The sequence below is a fragment of the Nonomuraea sp. IBHARD001 genome (assembly GCF_056106265.1).
Map to the genome: position 1 here is coordinate 4,962,987 of NZ_JBWBBW010000002.1, position 13,934 is coordinate 4,976,920.

General features: G+C 73.4%; 14 protein-coding genes. 7 read left to right on the forward strand and 7 right to left on the reverse strand.

Translation table 11 applies throughout. From position 1 onward, the window contains the following. Positions 1–87: 87 nt before the first annotated feature. Positions 88–1,119, forward strand: a complete 1,032-nt coding sequence (locus ACTWNK_RS24670; protein WP_474306869.1) for a DUF418 domain-containing protein — start codon at positions 88–90, stop codon at positions 1,117–1,119. Between the two features lie 57 nt (positions 1,120–1,176). Here ACTWNK_RS24670 and ACTWNK_RS24675 read toward each other — a convergent pair whose 3' ends face one another. Continuing rightward, entirely contained in the window at positions 1,177–1,563 is a 387-nt protein-coding gene (locus ACTWNK_RS24675; RefSeq protein WP_474306870.1) for a hypothetical protein, read from the reverse strand. A gap of 180 nt (positions 1,564–1,743) precedes the next feature. On the opposite strand from ACTWNK_RS24675, the gene ACTWNK_RS24680 reads away from it, so the two are divergent. Beyond that, the gene (locus tag ACTWNK_RS24680; RefSeq protein ID WP_474306871.1) at positions 1,744–2,523 is read left to right on the forward strand and encodes an SDR family oxidoreductase; all 780 of its coding nucleotides are present in this window, start codon (positions 1,744–1,746) and stop codon (positions 2,521–2,523) included. 84 nt (positions 2,524–2,607) lie between these two features. Next, entirely contained in the window at positions 2,608–2,976 is a 369-nt protein-coding gene (locus ACTWNK_RS24685) for a peptidase inhibitor family I36 protein (RefSeq protein WP_474306872.1), read from the forward strand. Positions 2,977–3,017: 41 nt separating this feature from the next. Here the strand turns inward: ACTWNK_RS24685 and ACTWNK_RS24690 are convergent, their stop codons facing one another. Further along, positions 3,018–3,353 carry a hypothetical protein gene (locus tag ACTWNK_RS24690; protein ID WP_474306873.1) on the reverse strand — a complete coding sequence of 112 codons (336 nt, stop codon included), beginning with the start codon at positions 3,351–3,353 and terminating at the stop codon, positions 3,018–3,020. A 262-nt stretch (positions 3,354–3,615) separates the two neighbouring features. Here ACTWNK_RS24690 and ACTWNK_RS24695 point away from each other — a divergent pair, with 262 nt between their 5' ends. The 3 genes from ACTWNK_RS24695 to ACTWNK_RS24705 are packed head-to-tail and all read left to right on the forward strand — an operon-like array spanning position 3,616 to position 6,996. Beyond that, positions 3,616–5,283 (forward strand): serine hydrolase domain-containing protein, encoded by a 1,668-nt coding sequence (locus ACTWNK_RS24695; RefSeq protein ID WP_474306874.1) that lies wholly within the window; start codon positions 3,616–3,618, stop codon positions 5,281–5,283. A 4-nt stretch (positions 5,284–5,287) separates the two neighbouring features. Beyond that, the gene (locus ACTWNK_RS24700) at positions 5,288–5,959 is read left to right on the forward strand and encodes a response regulator transcription factor (protein ID WP_474306875.1); all 672 of its coding nucleotides are present in this window, start codon (positions 5,288–5,290) and stop codon (positions 5,957–5,959) included. Next, positions 5,956–6,996, forward strand: a complete 1,041-nt coding sequence (locus ACTWNK_RS24705) for a HAMP domain-containing sensor histidine kinase (protein WP_474306876.1) — start codon at positions 5,956–5,958, stop codon at positions 6,994–6,996. The genes ACTWNK_RS24700 and ACTWNK_RS24705 overlap by 4 nt, the downstream gene beginning before the upstream one ends. Positions 6,997–7,000: 4 nt before the next feature. On the opposite strand, the gene ACTWNK_RS24710 is transcribed toward ACTWNK_RS24705, so the two are convergent. Then, positions 7,001–7,960, reverse strand: a complete 960-nt coding sequence (locus tag ACTWNK_RS24710) for a helix-turn-helix transcriptional regulator (RefSeq protein WP_474306877.1) — start codon at positions 7,958–7,960, stop codon at positions 7,001–7,003. Between the two features lie 132 nt (positions 7,961–8,092). Between ACTWNK_RS24710 and ACTWNK_RS24715 the strand changes: the two genes are divergently transcribed. Further along, complete coding sequence (locus ACTWNK_RS24715; protein WP_474306878.1) at positions 8,093–8,434, forward strand: peptidase inhibitor family I36 protein; 342 nt, start codon at positions 8,093–8,095, stop codon at positions 8,432–8,434. On the opposite strand, the gene ACTWNK_RS24720 is transcribed toward ACTWNK_RS24715, so the two are convergent. From ACTWNK_RS24720 to ACTWNK_RS24735, 4 genes are all read right to left on the reverse strand, one after another. Beyond that, the gene (locus ACTWNK_RS24720; protein ID WP_474306879.1) at positions 8,387–9,643 is read right to left on the reverse strand and encodes an RNA polymerase sigma factor; all 1,257 of its coding nucleotides are present in this window, start codon (positions 9,641–9,643) and stop codon (positions 8,387–8,389) included. The two genes, ACTWNK_RS24715 and ACTWNK_RS24720, sit on opposite strands and share 48 nt — an antisense overlap. Beyond that, positions 9,640–9,975, reverse strand: coding sequence for a YciI family protein (locus ACTWNK_RS24725; protein ID WP_474306880.1), 336 nt, complete (start codon positions 9,973–9,975; stop codon positions 9,640–9,642). The genes ACTWNK_RS24720 and ACTWNK_RS24725 overlap by 4 nt, the downstream gene beginning before the upstream one ends. A 15-nt stretch (positions 9,976–9,990) precedes the next feature. Further along, a complete protein-coding gene (locus ACTWNK_RS24730) occupies positions 9,991–10,617 on the reverse strand; it encodes a dihydrofolate reductase family protein (RefSeq protein ID WP_474306881.1) in 627 nt (208 codons plus the stop codon). A 75-nt stretch (positions 10,618–10,692) separates the two neighbouring features. Further along, positions 10,693–13,920, reverse strand: coding sequence for a tetratricopeptide repeat protein (locus ACTWNK_RS24735; protein WP_474306882.1), 3,228 nt, complete (start codon positions 13,918–13,920; stop codon positions 10,693–10,695). Positions 13,921–13,934 lie beyond the last annotated feature (14 nt).

The window sequence follows — 13,934 nt, forward strand, 5'->3', positions numbered from 1 at the left end:
AACCGGCCGAAAGTACCGTCGCAGCCGCCGGGAACCCTGCTTTCGGCCCGTGCCGCACAGGTGGCGCCCGGCCGCAGGATGAGCGCCATGTCCCACCTTGACGAACATCTCCGCCCGGCCCCCTCCCCCGTACGGCAGCGCATCGGCGCGCTCGACGTGGTGCGGGGGTTCGCGCTGTGCGGAATTCTGCTGGCCAATGTCAGGCCGATCGCCGACCTGGGAGGCGTCGTCCTGCGCCCCGAGCCCGTCACACTCGCCGAGGTGGGCGGGTGGACCTCGCTGCTCGTCGCGCAGAGGTTCTTCCCGATCTTCGCCCTCCTGTTCGGCATCGGCTTCTCGCTGCTGCTGGAGTCGGCGGGCACGCGTACCGGCTCGCCCCGGCTGATCCTGCTGCGCAGGCTGGGCGCGCTGCTGGTGATCGGCCTGGCGCACATGTTCCTGCTGTGGCGCGGCGACGTGCTGACCGTCTACGCGATCGTCGGGCTGGTGGTGCTGCTGCCCTCGACCTGGCTGCCCCGGTGGGCACTGGCCTGGCTGGCCGTGGCGCTGGGCGTCGCCTCGTTCGTCCTGTCGGGCGGCGGCGGGTACACGCTGACGCCCGCACTGTTCCTGGCGGGCTCGGCGCTGGTCAGGTTCGGGGTGGCCGATCGGCTCGACGCCCCCGGCCGCTGGCCCGCGGTCGTGGGCGGGCTGGGCGCGGTGGCCGCCGTGCCGCTGCTGTGGGCGCAGGCCGTGGGGCAGGCACGCGTCGAGCCTCCGCTCTGGCTCGGCCTGGTGAGCTCGGTGGCCGGGCTGCTGGTCGGGTGCGTGTACGTGTGCGTGCTGCTGATCGCACTACGGACGCGGTTCGGCGTGGCGCTCAGGGCGGTGTTCGCGCCGCTCGGGCGGATGGGGCTGACCAACTACCTGGGCGCCAGCGTCCTGGTGCTGACGGCGGCCCGCCTGCACGGCTCGCCCCAGGACTGGCCGGACGCCGCGGTGTTCGGCCTGGCGGGCGCGGTGCTCGCCGCCCAGTGGGGGGCCTCGACCCTGTGGCTGCGCCGCTTCCGCTTCGGCCCGCTCGAATGGCTGTGGCGCTGGGTCACCTGGGGACGCCGTCCGGCCCTGCGCCGCGGGTGAGGCACTCGGCAGACGGGCGGGGTGCCTCCCGCCCGTCGCCGTGGTCCGGGGTAGGGCCTAGTAGATGCGGTACTTGCGGCCGCAGTTGTCGAACTTTCCGGCCCAGCAGGTGAAGGTGTAGATCTTCTTGATGCCCTTGCCGCTCCAGCTGCTGGTGGCGTGGCCGTCCCAGGCGCGGTTGAACTTGTGCCAGCCGCCGTTCTGGTAGTACTCGAACCACACCCAGGCGCGCTTGCCGCCGGGCTTGTCGATGCCGTGCCACTTGGTGTGCACCGAACCGCCGCTGCTGAACGTCTTGCCGTAGGTGTAGGCCTTCTTGTCGCTGGAGAAGAACTTGCCCCAGTTGCCGGACGACGTCCCGGCGGCCTGGGCGGCCGGAGCCAGGCCGATCCCGGTCCAGGCGAGCGAACCGGCGAGTACGGCTACCGCTATGGTCCTGCGCATTGCGACTCCCTTGAGGTCTTGCCGGGTGGATCGGGCAGCACGAACGTTACGGAGCGGCGGGCCCGGCTTCTGTGGAGGAATACGCACAACCCGACAATTTCTTGACCCGCCGCAGAGTGCACGGGAGGACGGCCCGGGAAACGAACGATGAATCACCGTCTCGGGCAAGGGAGCATCACGATGGCCGCAAACGCGGGCCTGACACTCGAAGGCAAGGTCGTCGTGGTCAGCGGCGGCGCCAGGGGCCTCGGCGCGGCCTTCGCCGAAGGCATCGTGAGCAGGGGCGGCAGCGTCGTCATCGGCGACGTCCTCGACCAGGAGGGCGAGGCCACCGCCGCCGGGCTCGGCGACGCCTGCACCTACACCCACCTCGACGTGACCTCGCCCGAGCAGTGGGCGAGCGCGGTGGCCCTGGCCGAGGCGACGTACGGCCCGCTGACCGGCCTGGTGAACAATGCGGGCATCGCCACCGGTCAGTTCATCGAGCACGAGCCGCTCGAACACTTCGAGCTGGTCCTCAAGATCAACCTGACCGGCGTCTTCATCGGCATGCAGGCCGCGATCGGCCCGATGCGCAAGGCCGGAGGCGGCTCGATCGTCAACATCTCGTCGGCCGCCGGTCTGTTCGGCCTGGCGCTGACGGCGGGGTACGGCGCCTCCAAGTGGGGGGTGCGCGGCCTGACGAAGATCGGCGCGGTCGAGCTCGGCACCGACGACATCCGCGTCAACTCGGTGCATCCCGGAATGACGTACACGCCGATGACCGCCGACACCGGGATCCAGCCGGGCGCGGGCAACTACCCCAACACGCCGATGGGCCGGGTCGGACTGCCGCAGGAGCTGGTCGGGGCGGTGTGCTTCCTGCTGTCGGACGAGGCCTCCTACGTCACCGGCGCCGAGCTCGCCGTCGACGGCGGCTGGACGACCGGGCCGACGGTCCGCTACGTCATCGGGCAGTGAGCACGCGCGAGCGGCGGGCCAACGCCGGGCCAACAGCGGCGGCCTAACGTCGGCGGCGACCGATCGAGATCCCCGAGGAGGATCATGCGTCGTTTCGCCGTGTCCGTCGCCGCCGCCGTCATGGCGGTCGCGGCTCTGGCCGCCCCAGCGCAGGCCGGGGCCGCCGCCGCGTGGGCGTGCAATGCCGGTTACGTCTGCTTCTACTCGGACGTCACCGCCAACAACAAGATCTGCCAGACCGATGCCAGTGTGACCCTGAACTGCTTCCACAACGCCAGGGCCTTCTACAACAACGGCAACGAGCAGTACGGCAAGGACCACGTCTACGTCTACGACCGGACCGGCAGGCTGCTGCGTTGCCTGCACTTCGGCTGGAACGAGGGCAGGGGCACCTTCGCCGCGCCGGGCGCCGACGTCTACCGGGTCAGGTGGGGCCCCGAGTGCCCGAACTGACGACGCCGTGACGGCGGGTGTGCGGCCCTCGCGCCGCACACCTACGGCGTGAGCGAGTGCGTGTAGGCCAGCGACAGCGCGGCCAGCAGCCCGCCGAGCACATAGAGCGCACGCGGCACGAGCCGATGCGCCGCCCCCTTGCGTACCGCGACGGCGGCGAGCAGCCCGCCGGAGGCGACCAGCGGCCCGCCGAGCACGACGCCCACCGCACCGGCCGGCCCGTGCCGTGCGACCAGGTCGTCGAAGGCCCCCGCGTAGACCACGACGACCAGCAGCACGCACAGGGCGAACCCGGTCAGGACCACCACATCGCCGCCGATCTTGCGTAGCTTTCTGACGGCGTTCGTCCCGGTCGGCCGGGTCTGTGGGGTAGTCACGACGCAGACGGTACTTCTCCTGTCGTGCCGCCGTCCGGGGTTCACCCAAGAGCCGGGCGAAGTGCGGCTTTTGTCGGCGAGATTGCCGGGGAAGTGAGGGGAAATCACGTCTTCTGCCGGGCGCGGGAGGGGCTTTCGTCGGGCGTGGAGGGGCTTTTCAAGGGCGCGAGCAGGACGACGCCGCCAGCCCCCGTCGCAGCGGGCGACACGTGGCCGCCGCCGTTCACATCACGTTCGCGGGCTGATTCGTACGCTCCCGTGCATGATCAGACCCCACCTGGCGACGGCCGCCACAACCCTCGCCGCCCTGACCCTCACGGCATGCACCACCCCACCCCCCACCCCCCTGAGTGCCTCCCCTCCCCCGGCATGCGCCCCCGCGACGCAGGCCGGCTTCGCCGCCTGGGCCGCCGTCGGATTCAGCGGCTCGATCGCGATCTCCAAGCACGGCAGGACGGAGTGCCTGGCCGCGTTCGGCGCGGCCGACCGGGCGAGCGGAAGGCCGAACACGCCGCGGACCGTGTTCGCGATCGGGTCCATCACCAAGGCGGTCACCGCCGCGTCGATCTTCGGCCTGGCCGACGCGGGCAGACTGTCGATCGACGACCAGGTCGGCAGGCTGCTGCCCGGCCTGCGCGGCCCGGTCTCCAAGGCCCGGGTACGCGACCTGCTGCTGCACACCAGCGGGCTCGACGGCTCCCACGGCCACGACTACCGCCCGCTCGGCGAGGACGCCGCGCTCAAGGCGATCGGCGGGCTGCCGCTGGCGTTCCGGCCCGGCCGGGGCTACGCCTACTCCAACGCCGGGTACACCCTGCTCGCCCTCGTCGTCGAACGGCTGTCCGGCAGCGGCTACCGCGCCTACACGACCGGCACGACGCTGCGCGGCACGGCGGGCGCCTTCTGGAACGGCGAGCCCGCCGTACGGGGGCCCCGGGCGATCGGCTACTCCGAGGACGGCAGGCCGGGCCGTACCGGTGACTTCGCCGGGCCGCACTGGGCGCTGGAGGGCAACGGCGGCCTGGCCATGACGCCCGAGGAGCTGGCCGCCTGGACCCATGCCCTGTTCACCGGGCGCGTCGTCTCGGCCGCCGCCACGAAGGCGATCGCCACACCCGGCCGCGACCTCGGCGACGGCAAGGCCGAGACACCGGGCTGGGTGGCCTACGGCCGATCGGCGTTCGGCACGCCGGTGCTGGCCACGGCGGGCGGCGGCGACGAGGTCGGGCACAATGCGGTCGTCGCCTGGCTGCCCGAACGCGAGCAGGTGGTCGCCATCGCCTCCAACGGAGGTGAGGTCAGCGCCGAGGAACTGCTGAAGGCGGTGGCACCGGCCCTGGTCGCGGGCACGCCACCGCCCCCGCCGCCCCGCGCGTCCGGCGGCGTCGCGGATCCGGCCGTCGCCGGGTCCTACACAATGGGGGCAGGAGGTTCCTTCGCCGTGGACGTGACCGACGACGGGCGGCTGACGATCGCGGCATCGGGCGGCGCCGCGCTCACCGCCCTGTTCCCGCCCCGCACGACCCCGGCGGCCGAGCTGCGGGCGCACGAACGCCGGGTGCTCGACCTGCTGGGCGGCCTGACGTACGAAGGCCGCAAGGAGCGGGCCGGGCTGGAGCGCGCGTTCGGGCCGATCTCGGCGCTGACCGTCGAGGGCACGGTCGTCACCGGCGGCGAGGCGCGCACCTATGTCGTGCTGACCGCGGGCGGCCGTGCGGTCCGCACCTGGTACGCCGTCAGTGCGAGCGGCTCGGTCCAGGCCGTCTCGGCCCCGGCGAAGCCGCCCTCGTTGCTGCTGGCCCGCGGCGGCGACGGCTACCTGCCCAGCGATCCGACGGGCACCGGGCCCGGCATCGGCGTCAGGTTCGACGGTGATCGCATGATCGTGACCGGCCCGGCGGGCGAGCGCGTCGCGCGAAGGGCGGGGTGAGCACGTGCGTGTGCTGCTGGTCGAGGACGACGACGACCTGGCCGACGTGCTCGCGCTCGGCCTGCGCAACGAGTCCTACGCCGTCGACGTCGCCCGCACCAGGGCCGCCGCCGACGAGTTGCTGCGCACGACCGACTACGACGTGGCCTGCCTCGACCTGGGGCTGCCCGACGGCGACGGGCTCGACCTGCTGCGCGCCATGGGCGACGGGTCCGGCCCGCGCAGGCCGCGCCGGTGCCTGGTGCTGACCGCGCGTGACGCGGTGGGCGACCGGGTGGCGGGGCTCGACGCCGGGGCCGACGACTACCTGGTCAAGCCGTTCCACTTCGCCGAGCTGGTGGCCAGGTTGCGGGCCCTGGGCAGGCGGGGCGAGCAGCACGACTCGACGCTGCGCGCGGGCGAGCTGACACTGGAGCTGGCCACGCACCGGGCCTGGCGTGCCGGGCGCGAGCTGCGGCTCACCGCGCGCGAGTTCTCGCTGCTGCGTTACTTCATGCATCATCCCGGTCGCGTGCTGCCGGCCGAGGAGCTGCTCGAACACGTCTGGGACGCCCATGCCGACCCGTTCACCACCTCGGTGCGGGTGATCCTCAGCCGGTTGCGCAGGAAGATCGGCGATCCGCCGCTCATCACCACCGTGACCGGCGCCGGATACCGGCTGCGGGCGCCGTCGTGAGCCTCAGGGTGCGGCTGGCCGTGCTGGGGTTCGGGGCCATCTACGTTCCGGCGCTGCTGCTGTTCGGGGTGGTCTCGGTGACCGAGAGCGAGATCGTCACCCGGATCGCGGGCGAGGCCGCCAGGACCAGCACGACCGTGCACCGCTCGGACTGGGTGACCTGGACGATGCTCGCCCTCGCGCCCGCGGCGGCGGCGCTGGCGTGGTGGTGGGCTGGACGTGCGGTGCGGCCGATCGACCAGGTGCGCGGCGTGGCCGACGACATCCAGGCGGGCGACCTCGGGCCGCGCATCGGCATGACGAAGGGCCCGGCCGAGGTGGTGGCGCTGGCGGCGGGGTTCGACGCGATGCTCGACCGGCTCGATGCGGCGGCACGCGCCCAGGAACGCCTGATCGAGGAGACCGGCCACGAGCTGCGTACCCCGCTGTCGGTGCTCATGACGGGCACCGACGTGCTGCTGGCCCACCCCTCCCCCACGGCGGAGGACTACCGGCAGGGCCTGCTGCGCACGCACCGCACGATCGAACGGCTGCACGCGACCATCGAGGACCTGCTCCACGACGCCAGGGCCAGGGCGCGCACGCTGGAGCGCGACCCCGCCGACCTGATGGCCGTCGCCGCCTCCGTCCTGCGCGAGTGCGGCCCGGCCGCCGAGGCGCGCGGCCTCGCCCTCACCCTGCGCGGCCCCGCGCGCGCCGCCTGCCCCGTGGACGAGCCGGGCGTACGGCGGGCCCTGGGCAACCTGGTCGGCAACGCCGTCAAGCACGCGCCCGGCGGCTCGGTCGTCGCCGTCACCGTCGAGGCCGTGCCGCAGGGTGTGCGCGTCGAGGTCGCCGACCACGGGCCCGGCATCGCGCCCGCACTGCACGAGCAGGTCTTCAGGCGCTTCTGGCGCGGCTCGCGCGACACACCAGGCAGCGGGCTCGGCCTGGCGATCGCCAGACAGGTCGCCGAGGCGCACGGCGGCACGCTGACGCTGCGCTCCCCCGGGCCCGACGGCGACGGCTGCGTCTTCACGCTGACCCTGCGCGGGTGAGCGCTCAGCCTCCGGCGGCCCTGGAGGCGCGGGCGGCGAGGTCGCGCAGGTGGGCGAGGAGCTCGGGCGGCTCGTGCACGGTGAAGTCGCAGCCGAGGCCGAGCAGCCGGGTGGCCAGCCACTCCAGCGTGTCGGCATGCCCGCGCAGCACGCAGCTGTCCTCGCCGAGCGCCTCGACCTCCTCGGGCGACGCCCCGAGCCGCCGTACCACCTCCTCGGCGGGCAGTGCGATCCGCGCCTCGATCGCATAGGTGGGCGCCAGCGCGTACATCCTCGCGGTGAACATCGCCGCCGCGTCCCGCTCGGGCAGCTCACGCGGGGCGAACCTGGCGCCCGTGGCCGTGAGATCGGCGATGCGGTCGACGCGGAAGATACGCCAGTCCGCCCGCTCGTCGTCGAAGGCCAGCAGGTACCACCGCCGCCCGGCCGCCACCAGCCGGTACGGCTCCGCCAGGCGTCTGCTGCGACCGCCGTCGCCCGCCCGGTAGCCGAATCGCACCCGTTCCCGGTTGACGACGGCCGCCGCGATCGTCGTCAGGGTCTGCGGGTCGACACTGGGCCCCGAGCCGGTCAGCACCTGCACGGTGGCGGCGGCGAGCGCCCCGACGCGGTGCCGCAGTCTGGCCGGGAGCACCTGCTCCAGCTTGGCCAGCGCCCGCACCGACGCCTCCTCGATGCCTTCGACCGGATGCCCGGCCGAGGTCCGCAGGCCGACCGCGATGGCCACGGCCTCCTCGTCGTCCAGCAGCAGCGGCGGCATCGCCTTGCCCGCCTCCAGCCGGTAGCCGCCCACGACGCCCATCGTGGCCCGCACCGGATAGCCGAGCTCGCGCAGCCGTTCGATGTCACGCCGTACGGTCCTGGCACTGACCTGAAGGCGTTCGGCCAGTTCGCTGCCCGGCCATTCGCGTGGGCTCTGCAGCAACGACAGCAGAGCCAGCAGCCGTGCGGAGGTATCGCTCATGCCGTACAGCATGCCCGCTCATGTAGGACAAGGGGCGACCTAGTTCAGCGGTGAGGGCCAACGGCCGCCCAACGCGGGCTGCCTAGCATCGGCGTTCCGCGCTGAACGGAGGCGCGGGGAAAGCGGGACCTCATGCGTCATCTCGTCGTCGCCGCCGCGGCCCTCACCGCGTTCGGCCTGACCACCCCCGCCCAGGCGGCCACCACGGCCGCCTGGGGCAACTGCCCGCCTGGCTATGTGTGCTTCTACACCGGCACGCAGGGCACGGGCACCGTGTGCGGCACCCCGATCAGCCGCCGGATCGTGTGCCCCAACTCCCGATCGGTCTGGAACAACGGCGTGCACGACCCCGGCAAGAACGACGTGCACGTCTACACCGCAGGTGGGGCCCACGTCACCTGCGTGCCCCGGCAGGCACGACGGAACCTACCGGGAACGGTCAACGTCGGCCGGGTGCAGTGGGGCACCTGCTGATCGCCCCCCGGCCAGACGTGCGGCGAGGAAGGCGCGCTCGGCGGCGTTGCCCGTCAGCGAGATCGCCAGCCGGTAGGCCGACGCCGCCTCGGCCGTGCGCCCGAGGCGGCCCAGCAGGTCGGCCTTGACCGAGGGCAGGTAGGGGTAGACGGCAAGAGCGCCGCCGGACTCCAGCGCCTCGATCTCGGCGAGCGCGGCAGCCGCCCCGTCGACCATGGCGAGGGCGACCGCCCGGTTCAGGGCCACCACGGGGGACGGCCACACCGTGGCCAGCACGTCATAGAGCCGCAGGATCTGCGGCCAGTCGGTGAGTTCGTACACGGGGGCGCAGGCGTGCAGGGTCGCGATGGCCGCCTGCAGTGCGAACCTGCCGGGATCACCGCCGCTGATCGCCTGGACGACGAGGGTGTCGGCCTCGGCGACGGCGGCGGCGTCCCAGGCCGAGCGGTCCTGCTCGGCGAGGGTCAGCAGCCGCCCGTCGGCGTCGGTGCGGGACGCCCTGCGGGCGTGTCCGGCCAGCAGGAGGGCCAGCAGGCCTTTGACCTCGCGTTCGGCGGGCATCAGGGCCGCCAGCAGCCTGGCCAGGTCGAGCGCGTGCCCGGTGCGGTCGTCCCTGGTCAGCTCCTCGCCGCTGGGCGCGGTGTGGCCGGTGGTGAACAGCAGGTGGATCGTGGTGAGCACGGCGTCGAGCCGCGTGGGGAGCTCGGGCCCGGCGGGCATGCGGAACGGGATGCCCGCTGCGACGATCTTCTTCCTGGCCCGGGTGAGCCTGGCCGCCATCGTGGCCTCGCTCTGCAGGAACAGCCTGGCGACGTCGGCGGTCGACACGCCGCACACCATCCGCAGCGTGAGGGCCACCTGCGCGGGTGCGGCCAGCGCCGGGTGGCAGCACAGGAACAGCAGCCGCAACCGGTCGTCGCCCGCCGGACCCTCCTGCCGTTCGGGCTCGACCAGCAGGTGCAGTTTCGTGCGCAGCGTCCTGGCCCGTCGCATGGCGTCCAGGGCGTTGTGCCGAGCGGCCGTGGTCAGCCAGGCGCCCGGCCTGGCGGGCACGCCGTCGCGGCTCCAGGCGCCCAGGGCGTCGGCGTAGGCGTCCTGGACGCACTCCTCGGCCAGGTCGAGATCGGCCGTGAGGCGTACCGTCGCGGCGAGCACGGCGGCCCACTCGCGACGGTGCGCCTCGGCGAGCGCCTGCCGCACCGCGCTCACGGTGTCAGCAGCGGGCGTACCTCCACCGCGCCGTCCATGATGGGCAGCAGCCTGGCGACCGCGGTGGCGGTCCCGATGTCGCCGGCCTCCACGACGAAGAACCCGGCGATGACCTCCTTGCTCTCCAGGAACGGACCGTCGGTCACCAGGCCGCCCTTGCGCACGGTCCTGGTGGCGGTGCTCGGCTCCAGCGCCTGCTCGTGCACGACGCGCACGCCCATCGCCTCGATCTGCTCACCCGCCCGGATGTTGGCCGCCATCACCTCGGGCGGGATGTCGGCCACCCCGCCGGGCCTCTCCCGCTCGTAGATGAGAATCGCGTACTGCGGCATGATCTCGTCCCCCTCTCACCAGTTACCGGTCTCCGGGCCCATCTCCCCGTATCTCACCCTGCCATCGCGCACGTACGTCACGCCCAGCACCCCGCTCCCGTACGTCGTGGCCGCCACCGGTCGCAGTCCGGCCGGCGCCGTGCCCTCGGCGAACAGACGTTTGCCCGAGCCGAGCAGCACCGGGAACACGAGCAGGTGGAACTCGTCGACCAGGTCGTGGCGCAGCAGGGTGGCGAGCAGGCCGCCGCTGCCGTGGACCTGGATCTCGCCGCCCTCCTCCCGCTTCAGCGCGGCGACCGCATCGGCCGCATCGCCTTCGAGCAGGGTGGATCCGGCCCACGACACCTCGGTGAGCGTGCGCGAGGCGACGTACTTGGGCAGGCCGTTCATCCTGTCCCCGATCGGGTCGCCCGGCCCGGCCAGCGGCCAGGTGGCGGCGAAGGTGTCGTAGGTCCTGCGCCCGAGCAGCAGCGCACCCGCCCTGGCGACATAGGCGCCCATCGCCTCCAGCAGCCGCCCGTCGAAGTACGGCACAGCCCATCCCCCGTGCTCGAACCCGCCGCCCCGATCCTCGTCCCTGCCACCCGGCGCCTGCACGACCCCGTCCAGCGAGACGAAAGCGGTCACCGTCACACTCCGCATACCGGCTCCTCCGTTCGACTTCACACCAGTACGGCGAAGCAGCCGCGCCGAAATCGACAACGCGCTCGGAGAACTTCAGACGAACGGATTGCGGGTCGCCCCCCGGTCGAGGCCGAGCGCGGCGAACACCGCGCGTGCGGCCAGGTCGTCGCCCGCCGGGCCCCCGCACCGCGCCCGCAGCTCCAGCGCCAGCCCTTCGTGCAGCCGGTACCCGGCCGAGCGCGCGGTCGCCAGGGCGAGATCGGCATGGCGCAGGGCCACGTCGCGTTCGCCGCGTGCGATCGCGACCGCGCCCAGGCCGAGCAGCGCCTTGGTCTCCGGGTAGCGGTTGCCCGCCTGCCTGGCCAGGTCGAGGGAGCGGGTGAGGTGTTCGAGCGCGGCCTCGATCTGGCCCAGACGCAGGTGGATCAGTCCGAGCGTGGTCAGCGTGTCGGCGACCAGGCGGCGATGGCCGGTGTGCTGGGAGACGTCGAGTGCGGCGCGTGCCAGTTCGAGCGCACGGCCGAGATTCCCGGCGTCGCGCTCCACGGCCGCCAGGTTGCGCAGCGTGTCGGCCTCGTTGCCCCGGTTGCCGACCTCGCGGTGCAGGGCGAGCGCCGCCTGGAGGGTCTCGCGTGCCTGGCCCAGACGGCCGAGGCCGTGCTGGACCTCGCCGAGCACGGCCAGGTTGTTGGCCTCGCTGCCCCGGTGCTCCAGCGTCCTGCAGATCTCCAGCGCCCTGGCGACGCTTTCGCCCGCCTCGTGCAGGCGGCCCATCTCCAGGTACAGGTTGCCCAGGTTGCCGAGATTGACGGTCAGCGCGGCGCTGCGGCCGAGTTCGCCGTTGAGCCTGAGCGCGCCCTGCAGGTGCTCGACCGCCTCGGTGAGCTTGCCCAGGTCGGCGAAGGTGACGGCGGCGTTGCCCATGGCGACGACCAGGCCGTCGTGCCACTGCGAGCGTTCGGCCAGCCGCATGGCCAGGCGGTAGTGGCCGATCGCCTGGTGCTGCCTGCCCTGGAAGCCGTGCAGCCCGGCCAGGCTGAGCAGCAGTGCGGCCTGCGCCCTGCTCTCGCCGTGCGCCCTGGCGGCGGCCAGCGCGGCCTCGGCGATCGTGCTCCACTCGGCCACGCAGTGACGCATGAAGAAGTAGCCGCGCAGCGTGTCGGCCAGCTGCCAGGCCAGCTCGCCCGGCCCGTGCTCGGCGGTGTGCAGGACGGCGGCCATCAGGTTGGGCAGCTCGGCGTCGAGCCAGCCGGACGCGGCGCCGTGCCCGGGGAAGCGCTCGCCGGAAGGCGGCGGGTCGAGGCGGAGGAACTGCGGGTACAACGTGCGTGCCGCCGCGTCGGCCCGGTCCAGGTAGTGCAGGTGCACCCGGGTCAGCGCCTCGCCCTCTCCCCTGGCGTACTCCGCCGCGCACAGCCGCAGCAGGTCGTGCTGGCAGAAGCGCCCTGGCGACGGCTCGTCGAGCAGATTGGCCGAGCGCAGGACCCCGGCCAGCGCGGCGGCCTCGGCCGGGTCGGTGTCCAGCAGCGCGGCCATGGCGGGCAGGCCGACGTCCGGCCCGGGGATCAGGCCGAGCAGCCGGAACAGGCGCTGGGCGGGCGCGGGCAGTGCGGCGTAGGACAGCTGGAAGGCGGTCCTGACGGCCGATTCGGCATCACCGGGCACTTGCAGCACGTCCAGCCGGTTGCCCGCGCGCAGCCGTGCGGCGTAGTCGCCGACCGTGCACGAGCCGCTGAGCAGGTTGGCCGCCGCGATGCGCAGGGCCAGCGGCAGATGGGCGCAGAGCGCGGCCAGGTCGAGCACGGCGTCGGGCTCGGCCTTGACCGTGGCCTGGCCGAGCAGTCCGGTCAGCAGATGACGCGACTCGATCGCACTGAGCGCTTTCAGCGGCAGCACCTGCGCACCGTCGAGTGCGACCAGCCCGGCGAGCGCGTCCCTGCTGGTGATGAGGGCGGCCGAGCCCGCACAGCCGGGCAGCAGCGGCCGAAGCTGTCCGGGATCGACGGCATTGTCCAGCAGGACGAGGACCTTCTTGCCCGCCAGCATCGTCCGGTAGAGCGCCGCCGCCTCCTCCTGGTCGGTCGGCACCTGTTCGGGCGGCACACCGAGCGCGTGCAGGAAGCGGGCCAGCGCGTCGATCGGCCGCAGCGGCCTGGCCGCGGCGTAGCCCCGCAGGTTCACATACAGCTGCCCGTCGGGGAAGCGCGAGCGCGAACGCTGGGCCCAGTGCACGGCCAGTGCCGTCTTGCCGACCCCGGCGGTGCCGGTGAGCACCGCGATGGCCGGACCTTCCCGGCGCTCGGCGAGCATCCTGTCCAGCCGCCTGAGCGAGGCCGTCCTGCCGGTGAATCCGGCCAGGGCTGCGGGCAGCTGTGCGGGTACGGCGGTCGCCCTGCCGCTGTCGCGCTGCGGCGCCTCGATCGGCCTGGTGACGATGCGCTCGCGCGCCTCCCGGAGTTCGGGGCCGGGCTCGACGCCGAGTTCGGCGCCCAGCCTGGTCCGCATGGTGGCGTGCAGGCGCAGTGCGCTGGCCTGGTCGCCGTGTGCGGCCAGTGCGGTCATGAGGCGGGCGGCCAGGCCTTCGTGCAGGGGTTCGTCCTGGGTGACCGGCCACAGGGCCGCCGCCACCCGGCCGCCGTCCTCGCAGGTGGCGGCGAAGGCGAGCGCGGTCTCGATGCGGCGGCGTGCGGTCGCCACCGCCACCGGGTGGTCGCGTAATCGTCCGGGCGATCCGGCCAGGACCGGCCCGCGCCAGCATTCGAGCGCCGCCTGCCGCTCGCCCACCGCCCTGAGCCGGTCGAACGTGGCCAGGTCGATCGCGTCGCCGTCCAGCGCGAGCAGGTAACCGCCCTGGGTGCGGCGCACGGTCTGGGCGCCGATCGCGGCCCGCAGCCTGGCGGCGTAGACCTGGATGAGGTTGTCGCTGGTGCGCGGCGGCCGGTCCTCCCAGAGCACGTCGACGATCTCCTCGTGCGTGACGGGTGTGCCCGCGCGCAGGGCCAGCAGGCCGAGCAGCGCCCTGGGCATGGCGGCCCCCACGTCCACCTCGACCTGGCCCCGCCGTACGATCAGGGGGCCGAGCAGGCCGATCCAGATCGGTTCGGCCGTCTCGAAGGCGGCGATCAGCTCCGCCCTGTCCGCCTCCCACAGCGGCAACGCCGCGACGAGGCGCATCAGCGACGCGCGATGCGGATGGCGTACGCGTCCGCGTTCGATGTCGCGCAGGGTGCGCACGGCGACGCCTGCACGTGAGGCCAGCTCGTGCTGGCTCCAGCCCACTGCCAATCGACGGCGCCTGAGCGCCTCGCCCCCGGAGTGCATACACGTTCCTGCCG

Bases quoted from the DNA above. Each gene is read 5' to 3' on its own strand.
- ACTWNK_RS24670 (WP_474306869.1), top strand. From the start codon at position 88: ATGTCCCACCTTGACGAACATCTCCGCCCGGCCCCCTCCCCCGTACGG.
- ACTWNK_RS24675 (WP_474306870.1), bottom strand. From the start codon at position 1,563: ATGCGCAGGACCATAGCGGTAGCCGTACTCGCCGGTTCGCTCGCCTGG.
- ACTWNK_RS24680 (WP_474306871.1), top strand. From the start codon at position 1,744: ATGGCCGCAAACGCGGGCCTGACACTCGAAGGCAAGGTCGTCGTGGTC.
- ACTWNK_RS24685 (WP_474306872.1), top strand. From the start codon at position 2,608: ATGCGTCGTTTCGCCGTGTCCGTCGCCGCCGCCGTCATGGCGGTCGCG.
- ACTWNK_RS24695 (WP_474306874.1), top strand. From the start codon at position 3,616: ATGATCAGACCCCACCTGGCGACGGCCGCCACAACCCTCGCCGCCCTG.
- ACTWNK_RS24710 (WP_474306877.1), bottom strand. From the start codon at position 7,960: ATGAGCGATACCTCCGCACGGCTGCTGGCTCTGCTGTCGTTGCTGCAG.
- ACTWNK_RS24715 (WP_474306878.1), top strand. From the start codon at position 8,093: ATGCGTCATCTCGTCGTCGCCGCCGCGGCCCTCACCGCGTTCGGCCTG.
- ACTWNK_RS24725 (WP_474306880.1), bottom strand. From the start codon at position 9,975: ATGCCGCAGTACGCGATTCTCATCTACGAGCGGGAGAGGCCCGGCGGG.
- ACTWNK_RS24730 (WP_474306881.1), bottom strand. From the start codon at position 10,617: ATGCGGAGTGTGACGGTGACCGCTTTCGTCTCGCTGGACGGGGTCGTG.
- ACTWNK_RS24735 (WP_474306882.1), bottom strand. From the start codon at position 13,920: ATGCACTCCGGGGGCGAGGCGCTCAGGCGCCGTCGATTGGCAGTGGGC.